12 protein-coding genes are annotated in these 11710 nt (G+C 61.7%); 8 read left to right on the top strand and 4 right to left on the bottom strand.

The genetic code is table 11. The annotated features are described in order from the left end of the window. Positions 1–127: 127 nt before the first annotated feature. From rirA to F2982_RS05915, 7 genes are all read left to right on the top strand, one after another. Positions 128–607 (top strand): iron-responsive transcriptional regulator RirA, encoded by a 480-nt coding sequence (gene rirA / locus F2982_RS05945; RefSeq protein WP_112713166.1) that lies wholly within the window; start codon positions 128–130, stop codon positions 605–607. A gap of 347 nt (positions 608–954) precedes the next feature. Further along, the gene (locus F2982_RS05940) at positions 955–2550 is read left to right on the top strand and encodes an ABC transporter substrate-binding protein (RefSeq protein WP_112713164.1); all 1596 of its coding nucleotides are present in this window, start codon (positions 955–957) and stop codon (positions 2548–2550) included. Between the two features lie 87 nt (positions 2551–2637). After that, positions 2638–3642, top strand: coding sequence for an ABC transporter permease subunit (locus tag F2982_RS05935; RefSeq protein WP_112713162.1), 1005 nt, complete (start codon positions 2638–2640; stop codon positions 3640–3642). 9 nt (positions 3643–3651) lie between these two features. After that, complete coding sequence (locus F2982_RS05930; protein ID WP_112713160.1) at positions 3652–4542, top strand: ABC transporter permease subunit; 891 nt, start codon at positions 3652–3654, stop codon at positions 4540–4542. Between the two features lies 1 nt (position 4543). Beyond that, positions 4544–5383, top strand: a complete 840-nt coding sequence (locus tag F2982_RS05925; protein ID WP_203429556.1) for an ABC transporter ATP-binding protein — start codon at positions 4544–4546, stop codon at positions 5381–5383. After that, positions 5380–6213, top strand: coding sequence for a dipeptide ABC transporter ATP-binding protein (locus tag F2982_RS05920; protein ID WP_112713156.1), 834 nt, complete (start codon positions 5380–5382; stop codon positions 6211–6213). Before F2982_RS05925 ends, F2982_RS05920 begins: the two co-directional genes overlap by 4 nt. Positions 6214–6243: 30 nt before the next feature. After that, complete coding sequence (locus F2982_RS05915; protein ID WP_203429555.1) at positions 6244–6777, top strand: gluconokinase; 534 nt, start codon at positions 6244–6246, stop codon at positions 6775–6777. Here F2982_RS05915 and F2982_RS05910 read toward each other — a convergent pair. The 4 genes from F2982_RS05910 to F2982_RS05895 all read right to left on the bottom strand — a co-directional run bounded on the left by F2982_RS05910 (position 6774) and on the right by F2982_RS05895 (position 10995). After that, complete coding sequence (locus tag F2982_RS05910; RefSeq protein ID WP_203429554.1) at positions 6774–7994, bottom strand: YeeE/YedE family protein; 1221 nt, start codon at positions 7992–7994, stop codon at positions 6774–6776. The genes F2982_RS05915 and F2982_RS05910 overlap by 4 nt on opposite strands. 124 nt (positions 7995–8118) lie before the next feature. Beyond that, positions 8119–9366, bottom strand: coding sequence for an FAD-binding oxidoreductase (locus F2982_RS05905; protein ID WP_203429553.1), 1248 nt, complete (start codon positions 9364–9366; stop codon positions 8119–8121). Positions 9367–9454: 88 nt separating this feature from the next. After that, positions 9455–9946 carry an isoprenylcysteine carboxylmethyltransferase family protein gene (locus tag F2982_RS05900; protein ID WP_203429552.1) on the bottom strand — a complete coding sequence of 164 codons (492 nt, stop codon included), beginning with the start codon at positions 9944–9946 and terminating at the stop codon, positions 9455–9457. After that, a complete protein-coding gene (locus tag F2982_RS05895) occupies positions 9943–10995 on the bottom strand; it encodes a type III polyketide synthase (RefSeq protein WP_203429551.1) in 1053 nt (350 codons plus the stop codon). The genes F2982_RS05900 and F2982_RS05895 overlap by 4 nt, the downstream gene beginning before the upstream one ends. A gap of 167 nt (positions 10996–11162) precedes the next feature. Here F2982_RS05895 and F2982_RS05890 point away from each other — a divergent pair, with 167 nt between their 5' ends. Beyond that, positions 11163–11699: a tetratricopeptide repeat protein gene (locus F2982_RS05890; protein ID WP_112713146.1), complete on the top strand. Its 537-nt coding sequence runs from the start codon at positions 11163–11165 to the stop codon at positions 11697–11699. Positions 11700–11710: the final 11 nt, after the last annotated feature.

The following is an 11710-nucleotide window of genomic DNA, read 5'->3' as shown; positions in this document are numbered from 1 at the left end:
GTTTTTCGTTTGACGCTATGCGGCGAGGGGCCGCATAAACGTGACTCCGATTTTCATATTTTGGAATTGTTCAAAACTATCAAAGCCACTATATAGGCTTCAGCCCCTATCGAGTCAGGAGAACGGCATGCGATTGACGAAGCAGACCAACTATGCGGTTCGCATGTTGATGTATTGCGCTGCCAATGAAGGACATCTGAGCCGGATCCCCGAAATCGCCAAGGCATATGGTGTTTCCGAGCTTTTCCTTTTCAAGATCCTGCAGCCGCTGAACAAGGCGGGTCTCGTCGAAACCGTTCGTGGCCGCAATGGCGGCGTGCGCCTTGGCAAGCCGGCAACCGATATCAGCCTGTTCGATGTCGTGCGCGTTACCGAAGACAGCTTCGCAATGGCCGAGTGCTTTGAAGATGGCGCGGTCGAGTGCCCGCTCGTCGATAGCTGCGGTCTGAACTCGGCACTGCGCAAGGCGCTGAACGCCTTCTTCGATGTGCTGACCGAATATTCCATCGACGACCTCGTGAAGGCCCGCCCGCAGATCAACTTCCTGCTCGGCCTCACCGGCGACCAGGCTTTTCGCAAGCCTGCGATACCCGCTCCGGCTGCCTAATATTGGAATAGTCGAAAATCGTCATGAAACCGCAGCTACTCCCGGTAGCTGCGGTTTCTCGTTTCCGGTCACGTCTTGTTGATATATCACAGCCTCTTGAAACCGCTTTCAATGCCGTCGAGAGACGCGAAATTATACCAAATGCGACAGAATCGCGGGCGAATGTGCCTCAATCTTGCAAATTTGGGCCTATTTTTGACCGAAAATTTCTAAAGTTGCTTTTACGGAAAAATTTTCTGCGGATGGCGTTGCTTTCAGCAAATAAATGTCGTTCCATCGGCCCGCCGATCGGGATAACTAGCGCCGATCTCCAAAGATCAAAAAGAACAAACCTGGGAAACAACATCATGAAAAAGTTCTCTGTCCTGCTGGCAGCGACAGCCCTGGCTTCGGTCATGGCCACCGCCGCCTACTCCAAGACGCTTGTCTACTGCTCTGAGGGATCGCCGGAAGGCTTCGATCCGAGCCTCTACACCGCAGGCACGACCTTTGACGCTTCCTCGCGTACGGTTTACAGCCGCCTCGTCGAATTCAAGCACGGCGGTACGGAGATCGAGCCCGGCGTTGCCGACAGCTGGACCGTTTCGGACGACGGCAAGGAATACACTTTCAAGCTGCATCCGGGCGTAAAGTTCCAGACGACCGACTTCTTCACGCCGACGCGTGACCTGACGGCCGATGACGTCGTTTTCTCGTTCGAGCGCCAGCTGCGCGCCGACAATCCGTGGAACAAGTATGTTGAAGGCGGTTCTTACGAATACGCTGCCGGCATGGGCTTCCCGGATCTCGTCAAGTCGATCGAAAAGGTTGACGACCTGACGGTCAAGTTCACGCTGAACCGTCCGGAAGCTCCGTTCCTGGCCGACCTCGCCATGGACTTTGCATCGATCGTTTCCAAGGAATATGCCGACAAGCTCGCAGCTGACGGCAAGATGGCTCAGCTTAACCAGCAGCCGCTCGGCACCGGTCCGTTCACCTTCGTTGCCTACCAGCCGGATGCCGTCATCCGCTACAAGGCCAACGAAACCTACTTCAAGGGCAAGGAAAAGATCGACGATCTCGTATTCGCGATCACCACGGACGCTTCGGTCCGCGCCCAGAAGCTGAAGGCTGGCGAATGCCACATCGTTCCTTATCCGAACGCTGCTGACGTTTCCGAGCTGAAGAAGGACGAGAATCTCACCGTTGCCGAACAGCCGGGCCTCAACATCGGCTTCCTCGCCTACAACACGCAGATGGCTCCCTTCGACAAGCCGGAAGTCCGCCGCGCGCTGAACATGGCGATCAACAAGCAGGCTATCGTTGACGCCGTCTTCCAGGGCGCCGCCACCGTTGCCAAGAACCCGATCCCGCCGACAATGTGGTCGTACAATGATGCCGTCGTTGACGACAAGTACGATCCGGAAGGCTCGAAGAAGGCTCTTGAAGCTGCAGGCATCAAGGATCTTTCGATGAAGATCTGGGCAATGCCGGTTTCGCGTCCGTACATGCTGAACGCACGCCGCGCAGCTGAACTGATGCAGGCCGACTTCGCCAAGGTTGGCGTCAAGGTCGAAATCGTTACCCATGAATGGGCCGAATACCTGAAGCTCTCCTCCGACGTGAAGCGCGATGGCGCCGTCATCCTCGGCTGGACCGGCGACAACGGCGACCCGGATAACTTCATGGACACGCTGCTCGGCTGCACGGCTGTTGGCGGTAACAACCGCGCTCAGTGGTGCAACAAGGACTATGACGATCTGATGAAGAAGGCCAAGCAGACGGCCGACGTCGCAGAACGCACCAAGCTCTATGAGCAGGCTCAGCTGATCTTCAAGAAGGAAGCTCCTTGGGCAACGATCGACCACTCGGTCGTCTTCGTTCCGATGAGCAAGAAGGTCACGGGCTTCCACATGGACCCGCTCGGTATCCACCGCTTCGACGGCGTGGACATTTCCGAATAATAGAAAATCTGTAAACTGTCCGGCGAGAGCCGGGCTTGGCCGGCGGTCAGGATCATCCTGACCGCCGGAAACTATTGGACACCTGCCATGTTACGTTTTTTCATCGGCCGCCTCGCGGTGCTGATCCCAACGTTCCTCGGCGTTTCGCTCATCGCCTTTTCGTTCATCCGCCTGCTTCCGGGCGACCCCGTCATGTTGTTGTCGGGCGAACGAGTCATGGCGCCTGAACGTCACGCCCAGATCATGCATGATCTCGGCTTCGACAGGCCGATGTATGTGCAGTATTTCGATTACCTGGGTAAGGTCTTGCACGGCGATCTCGGAACCTCGATCGTCACCAAGCGCCCGGTTCTCGGCGAATTCTTCACGCTCTTCCCGGCTACGCTGGAACTGTCGCTCTGCGCCATCATCCTGGCGGCTCTGCTCGGCATTCCCGCCGGCGTCTTTGCAGCGGTCAAGCGAGGGACCTGGTTCGACCAGAGTGTGATGGGCGTTGCCCTTATCGGCTATTCGATGCCGATCTTCTGGTGGGGCCTGCTGCTCGTCATCTTCTTCTCCGGCTATCTCGGCTGGACGCCCGTTTCGGGCCGCATCTCGCTGATGTATTTCTTCAAGCCGGTCACCGGCTTCATGCTGATCGACAGTCTGCTGTCCGGCCAGGCCGGCGCCTTCAAGTCCGCCGTCAGCTATCTCATCCTGCCGACCATCGTTCTCGCCACCATTCCGCTGGCCGTCATCGCGCGCCAGACGCGCTCGGCGATGCTCGAAGTGCTGGGTGAGGACTATGTGCGCACCGCCCGCTCCAAGGGTCTGAAGCCCCTGCGTGTCGTCGGCGTCCACGCGCTGCGCAATGCCATGATCCCGGTCATCACGACCATCGGTCTTCAGGTCGGCGTGCTGCTCGCAGGCGCGATCCTGACCGAGACGATCTTCTCCTGGCCGGGTATCGGCAAGTGGATGGTCGATGCGGTCTTCAAGCGTGACTATGCGGTCGTCCAGGGTGGTCTTCTGCTGATCGCCGGCATCATCATGCTGGTCAATCTGCTTGTCGACGTCACCTATGGCCTTATCAACCCGCGTATTCGTCACTAGGAGCGGCCCATGAGCACGGTATCTACCAAAACCGGCCAGCCATCCGCCCTCGCGGAGTTCTGGTACTATTTCTCGCGAAACAAGGGCGCCGTCATCGGCCTCTTCATCTTCCTGCTGATCCTCGTCATCGCCATCGGCGCGCCAATTGTCGCCCCGCATGCGCCTGACGAGCAGAACCGCCAGCTTCTGCTGTCGGTGCCGTTCTGGATGGACGGCGGCAGCTTCTCCTATCCGCTCGGCACCGATGCCGTCGGCCGCGATATCCTGTCGCGTCTGATCTATGGCGCGCGCTTCTCGCTGTTCATCGGCGTCGTCGTCGTCACGCTCTCGGTCGTTGCCGGCGTTTTGATCGGTCTCGTTGCCGGTTATTTCCGCGGCCGCGTCGACATCGTCATCATGCGCCTGATGGACATCATCCTGGCCTTCCCGTCGCTGCTGCTCGCCCTGGTGCTGGTCGCGGTTCTCGGCCCGGGCCTGACCAACGCGATGATCGCCATCTCGATCGTCAACCAGCCGCACTTCGTCCGCCTGACGCGCGCTGCCGTCATGAGCGAACGCGAGAAGGAATATGTCGTCGCTTCCCGCGTTGCCGGTGCCGGCACGCTGCGGCTGATGTTCAAGACCATCCTGCCGAACTGCCTGGCCTCGCTGATCGTTCAGGCAACGCTCGCCTTCTCGGCGGCGATCCTCGATGCAGCCGCCCTCGGCTTCCTCGGCATGGGCGCACAGCCGCCGACACCCGAATGGGGCACGATGCTTGCCGAAGCGCGCGAGTTCATCCAGCGCGCCTGGTGGGTGGTCACTTTCCCGGGTCTCGCGATCCTCATCACCGTCGTTGCCATCAACCTGATGGGTGACGGCCTGCGTGATGCGCTCGATCCCAAGCTGAAGAGGTCCTGATATGGCACTTCTCGAAATCGAAAATCTCGTCGTCGAGTTTCAGACGTCGACCGGTGCCTTCCGTGCCGTGGACGGCGTCTCCCTGAAGGTCGATCCGGGCGAAGTTCTCGCCATCGTCGGTGAATCCGGTTCCGGCAAGTCGGTCTCGATGCTGGCCGCCATGGGCCTTCTGCCCTGGACCGCCAAGGTCACCGCCGACAAGATGGTCTTCGACGGCCAGAACCTGCTCGGCATGTCCGGTGCTCAGCGCCGCCAGATCATCGGCAAGGACATGTCGATGATCTTCCAGGAACCGATCGCCAGCCTCAATCCGTGCTTCACGGTCGGCTTCCAGATCGAGGAAGTCTTGAAGATCCATCTCGGCCTCGACAAGGCCGCGCGCCGCAAGCGTGCGATCGAACTCTTCGAGGCGGTCGGTATTCCGAACCCGGCCGAGCGGCTCAACCACTTCCCGCACCAGATGTCGGGCGGTCAGTGCCAGCGCGTGATGATCGCCATCGCGATTGCCTGCAATCCGAAGCTGCTGATCGCCGACGAGCCGACCACCGCGCTTGATGTGACGATCCAGAAGCAGATCCTCGATCTGCTGATGCGCTTGCAGACGGAACATCGCATGGGCCTGATCATGATCACCCACAACATGGGCGTGGTCGCGGAAACCGCCGATCGCGTGATCGTTCAGTACAAGGGCAAGAAGATGGAAGAGGCCGACGTCCTGTCGCTCTTCGAAGCGCCGAAGAGCGATTACACGCGCGCTCTGCTCGCCGCTCTTCCCGACAACGCCACCGGTGATCGCCTGCCGACCATCGGCGAGCTTTTCAATCAGGGAGCGGCTCAATGACGCCAGTCCTCGAAGCCAAGAATATCGTCCGCGACTACTATCTGCCGGGCGGCCTGTTCAAGCAGGCAAAGACCGTTCACGCCGTCAAGGGCGTGAGCTTCAAGGTCGAGCAGGGCAAGACGCTGGCAATCGTCGGCGAAAGCGGCTGCGGCAAGTCCACGCTTGCCCGTATCGTCACCATGATCGACCCTGCCACGGCGGGCGAACTGATGATCGACGGCAAGAAGGTGGATATCGCCGCCGGCGACCTGACGCCGGAGATCCGCCGCAAGGTGCAGATCGTCTTCCAGAACCCCTATGGTTCGCTGAACCCGCGCAAGAAGATCGGCGATATCCTGATGGAGCCGCTGATCATCAACACCAATACGCCCGCTGCCGAACGGCGCGAACTGGCGATGGCGATGCTCAAGAAGGTTGGTCTCCAGGAGATCCACTTCAATCGCTATCCGCACATGTTCTCCGGCGGTCAGCGCCAGCGCATCGCCATTGCGCGCGCCCTGATGCTGAAGCCGCGCCTTCTCGTCCTCGACGAGCCGGTCTCGGCGCTCGACCTCTCGGTGCAGGCACAGGTGCTGAACCTGCTCGCCGACCTGCAGGACGAGCTGAACCTCACCTACGTCTTCATCAGCCACGACCTCTCGGTCGTTCGCTACATGGCAGACGACGTCATGGTGATGTATTTCGGCGAAGCAGTCGAATACGGTAGCCGCGATCAGGTTTTCAGCGATCCGCAGCACAGCTATACCAAGACGCTGTTTGCGGCCACGCCGCGGGCCGATGTCGATACCATCCGGGCACGTCTGGCCCGCAAGGCGGCTGTTGCTTCCTAAGGGACGATAGCCCGAGAACGAGGATCAGAAATGCCGGAGATCAACCGCAAGCCCCATGCCATCATCGTCATGGGCGTCAGCGGCTCCGGCAAATCCTCGATCGGCGAGAAACTGGCGGAGGCGCTCAGCCTCCGCTTCGTCGAAGGCGACCAGCTTCATCCACGCGCCAATGTCGAGAAGATGTCCAAGGGTATCCCTTTGACAGACGACGACCGGATGCCTTGGCTCGATCTCATCGGCGAGACGATCAAGGCCGCGCTCGCCAGGGGCGAGGGCGTCATCGTCTCCTGCTCCGCGCTGAAGCGCATCTACCGCGAGCGGCTGCGCAGTGCCGCCGGCGGCAATCTCTTCTTTGTCTATCTTGACGGCTCGAAGGAGCTGCTGACCGACCGCATGGGTCACCGCACCGGCCATTTCATGCCGGCCTCGCTGCTCGAAAGCCAGCTCGCAACCCTCGAAGTTCCGACCGGCGAACCCGGCGTCGTTACCGTCGATATCGACGATACGATCGAGGGAATTGCGGAAGCGGCGCGAAAGAAGCTCGCGCCGCTCGGTATTTCCTAGCCGTCGATCCGGCGGAGGTTCTTCTTCTCCAGGAAGAAGAACGGACGGAACTTCACGCCGACGATATTCCCCGCAAAGGCCGAGAGCGCCCAGAGGTAGCCATGCAGGCTGCCTGATGCGATGCCGGAGAAATAGGCGCCGATATTGCAGCCATAGGCGATGCGCGCGCCATAGCCGAGCAGCAGGCCGCCGACGACGGCAGCAACGACCGAGCGCAGCGGAATATCCCAGCTCGGCGAGAAACGTCCGGCAAGCGACGATGCGAGCATCGCACCGGCAATGATGCCGAAATCCATGACCGAGGTGATATCGGCAAAGACGCTATCGGAAAGCGCCTTGGCATTGGCCGGCGTCTGCCAGTAGGCCCAGGCGGTCGGGTCGATGCCGAGCAGCAGCGCGCCCTTCGCACCCCAGAGCGCGAAGGCCGAAGTGATGCCCCAGGGGCGGCCGGCGATCGCGAGCGTCACGAAGTTGAGAAGCGCAAGCGCCACGGCACCGAGCACCAGCGGCCAGGGACCGCGCAGGAAGCGCGAGAGGCCCTGGCGCGGCGAGGGGGCCGGCTGCTCAAGCGAGCCATGCCAGCGCTTTTCGACGATGACGCTGATCCAGGCGACGGCGGCGAAGATCAGAAGCGAAACCGCGATACCGCCCACGGCGCCGAAGCTCTGCACGAGCGAGGTCGGCGGCAGCGACGGCAGGCTCACCCACCAGTCGAAATTCACGGTGCCGAGCACAGAGCCGATGACGAAGAACAAGAGCGTGATCAGCATGCGCGCATTGCCGCCACCGGCGGTAAACAGCGTGCCCGAAGCGCACCCGCCGCCAAGCTGCATGCCGATGCCGAACATGAAGGATCCGGCGATGACGCCGAGGCCCGCAGGCGAAACCGAGCCCTTCACCTCATGGCCGAACAGCGTGCCGCTTGCGAGGAACGGGAAGAACAGCACCACGGCGATCGCAAGCAGGATCATCTGCACCCGCAAGCCGCGGCCGCGGCCGTCGAGAATGAGAACGCGCCAGGCAGAAGTGAAGCCGAAGGCGGCATGATAGAGCGCCATACCGAGCGCCCCGCCGACGAGGAAGAGCGCGCCCTGCGCCGGTCCGTAGTAATAGCCGAGCAGCAGCGTGCCGAGAACGAGGACGGCAAGCGAGCCGAGGCCCGGCGTTCCGAGCGATGGTTCTTTCAGCCCGGGAAGGCTGGGTGAAGCGATGGACATGGGATTCTCCTGAAATTCTAGCGCAATACTAGAACTTCAGTCTCCACATTTGGAGGAATCCTATTTCCTTGAAGCGGCGCGATGCGGATTCATCTGGCGCCGAAAAGCTAAATTACGCAAGCGCTTAGGCATTGAAGCGCTGCGGCGAATAGGCCGAGATATCGATGAACGGCGTCTCGCCGGTGATCAGCTCCGCCAGCACCCGGCCGGTCACCGGCCCGAGCGTCAGCCCGTGATGGGCATGGCCGAAGGCGAACCACAGGCCGTTATGGCGCGGCGCCTTTCCGATGATGGGCATCATATCCGGCGTGCAGGGGCGGGCGCCCATCCACGGTTCGGGGTCGAGGCGCTCGCCGAGAGGGAAGATGGTGCGGGCCACCTTCTCGGCGCGATCGAGCTGCACCGGGGTCTTCGGCGCATCGAGCGTTGCGAATTCCGCTCCGGTCGTCAGGCGGATGCCCTTGTTCATCGGTGCCAGGAAATAGCCGCGCTCGGCATCGAGCGTCCAGTTGTTGAGCACGGTATTGCCCTGCGCGGCGTAATGCATGTGATAGCCGCGCTTGACGCCGAGCGGGAAGGAGTAGCCGAGCCGCTTCGTCGCCACCGCCGCCCAGGGGCCGAGCGCCAGCACCGCGTCATCGGCATCGACCGGCCCTTCGACGGTCGCGATCCGCCAGCCGGAACCGGCCTGTCCCAGCGAGTTCGCATCGCCGCTGACGAAGCGGCCGCCGATGCTTTCGAAATAGGCGCAATAGGCCGCCGTCAGCGCATGCGGATCCAGCACGGACCACGGATCGCGCCAGCGCAGGCCGCCCTTGAAGGTCTGCGTCAGCCCCGGCTCGATGCCGGCAACATCGGCGGAACCGAGCTTGTCATAGGTGACGCCGAATTCGCGCTCCCAGAGTGCGGCTTCGGCAATCGCCTCGTCGAACTTCTCCTGGGTGCGGAACACCCGCATCCAGCCGTCCTTGCGGATCAGCGCCTCGGCATTTGAGGATTCGATCAGGTCGCGGTGTTCGGAAACCGAGTTCTCGATCAGCGGCGCATAGGCGCGGGTGATCGCCTCGTGGCGGCGCGCATTGGAGTTCCACCAGTAGCGGGCGAGGAACGCCACCTGCTTCGGCAGCGTCTTCAGGTGATAATGGGCGTCGATGCGGTTGTTCAGCGCATAACGCAGCAACAGGCCGAGCTGCTGAGGGAAGCCGTAGGGCACCACGCCCTCGCGCTGGATGAGGCCGGCATTGCCGAACGACGTTTCGTTGCCCGGTGCCTTGCGATCGACCAGCACCACCTGCCGCCCGCGGCGTTGCAGATGAATGGCAGTCGAAACGCCGATGATGCCGGCACCGAGAACGATCGCAGTCTTGGTCATTTTTTCTTGCAGCCCACTGAGTTCCAAGACCCGAAAATGCCCTTAGGCTGGCCGCGGTGCAAACGAAAAATCGCCTTTCATTTCAATTTCATTGCCCGCTCAGTGCGGCATTTTCAACGCGGATGCGCACCCACAGCATCGCCGCGTTGAGAATGGAGAAAAGCAGGGCGTAGAGGGGCAGGCCAAAGGCAAGTGGCAGCGCCGCGATCTCGCCTGCCACGATCACATAGTTCGGATGCCTGAAGAGCCTGTAGGGGCCCGCTGTCACCAGCTGCTCGCCGGGCAGCACGATCACCCGCGTCGTCCATCGCCCTTTCAATGTCATCAGCACCCAGACCCGCAGCGCCTGCAGCAGCAGAAACACCGCCAGCCAGCCAACCTGCACCTGATGCCCAAGCGCCAGCAGCCACAGACCGCCGAGCCAGGCCGCGTGCAGCGCGACCATGACAGGATAATGCGCCGCCCCCGCCTCTCGTGCACCGCGGGCCATGAGCGCCCGCGTGTTGCGTCTCGCAATCAGCAATTCGGCCAGCCGCTGCAGTGTCACGAAGCCGAGAAGAAGGAGGGAAGGCATCATCATCCGATCCTCTTCAGCGTCACGCAGCTTGCCGAAAAGCCGGGTCCCATGGCGATGACGGCGGCGCGCTCCGGCAGGCCCGCGCGGATGGCGCGCTCCAGCACGAAGAGCACTGTCGGCGAAGACATGTTGCCGAATTCGGCGAGCACGGCGCGCTCGTGATCGAGACTTTGCGGCTCCAGCCCGAGCGTCGTCTCCATGGCGCCGATCACCTTCGCGCCACCCGGATGGCAGATGAAGCGGCCGATATCCCGGCGGGCGAGCCCGCTGCGCGAAAGAATGCCATCGATCGCCGGTCCGAGTTCACGCTCGGCAAAGGGCGGCAACGATTGCGCCAGGAGGATGCCGAAGCCGGTATCGTCGATCTTCCAGCCCATGATATCGAGCGTATCCGGAAAGAGATGCTCGCCCGAGGACTCCACCTCGGCGATCCCGCGCTCGCCATTCTGCAGCACACAGGCCGCCGCGCCATCGGCAAACAGCGCGGTCGCGATAATGTTCGGCCGCGTCAGCTCGTCCAGCCGGAAGGCGAGCGTGCAGAGCTCAAGCGCCACGAAAAGCACCGTCTTGCCCGGCCGCACCGCCGCCATCCGAGACGCGATGCCGAGACCGGAAACACCGGCCGCACAGCCGAGCCCGAAAACGGGCACACGTTCGATATCCGCCCTGAACCCCAGCTGCCGGGAAAGGCGCGCGTCGAGGCTCGGCGTCACGATCCCTGTCGAGGAGACCGTCACCACGCAGTCGATATCGCTTCCGGAGATACCGGCCTGCGCCAGCGCCTTTTCCGCCGCCTCGGCAAAGAGCTGGCTGGCGACCTCAGCATAGGCCTCCATCCGGTCCTGCCAGCCGTGATGCGCCTCGAACCATTCGAGCGGCCGTGCTGCATGCCGCTTGCTGATCCCGGCATTCTCGAACACGCCGGCAAGATGCCGGAAATCCTTGAAGCGATGCGCAAACAGCCGCGCGGAGGCAGCTGCGGCCTCCTCCTGCGTAATGATATCAGTCGGAACGGCGGTCGCGAGACTGAGCAATTTCACCGTTGGGTTCACGGAGTTCTCCTTGTTCTGCCGGCGGGCGGAGAACACCCGGGCACCGGCTTTATTCGGCGCGCGCCCCTCACAAAAAGGTGATCGGAGAAAATCGTCAGCCCCGCCGAATAAAATCCCGGCGAGCGGTGTTCTCGGCGTGCAACGTCATTTTCCCTGGAGATTTTCCCATGACGACCACGACTGTCCGTATCGCTTCTCTCGTCCTCGGCGGCCTGATTGCCGCATCGGCATTCTCCGTCCCGGTATTCGCCGCAGGCGACGACAGCGAGACCATGCCGGTCTGCAAGAAGGGCGAGGTCTACGACAAGAAGGCCAAGAAGTGCGTGAAGCAGAGCAGCGCCAACATCACCGACGAGAACCGCACTGACTATGCCTATTCGCTGGCAAAGGCCGCCCGCTATGACGAAGCGCTCGCCATGCTCGACACGGTGAAGGACCAGAACAACGCCGAGGTGCTGAACTACCGCGGCTATGCCACCCGCAAGCTCGGCCGCACCGATGAAGGCATTTCCTACTACCTGCAGTCCGTGAAGCTCGATCCGCAATATGCCAAGGTTCGCGAATATCTCGGCGAAGCCTATGTCATCAAGGGCCAGCTCGACATGGCCAAGGACCAGCTGGCAACGATCAAGACGATCTGCGGCACCGGCTGCGAGGAATATCAGGATCTGAACGCCGCGATCATCGATCCCTCGAAGATCTGAGGGCCAGGAAA

The sequence above is a fragment of the Rhizobium sp. BG4 genome, from assembly GCF_016864575.1.
Lineage (GTDB): Bacteria > Pseudomonadota > Alphaproteobacteria > Rhizobiales > Rhizobiaceae > Rhizobium.
The sequence above is the reverse complement of the archived record's forward strand: the minus strand, read 5'-3'. Positions and strand labels throughout refer to the sequence as shown.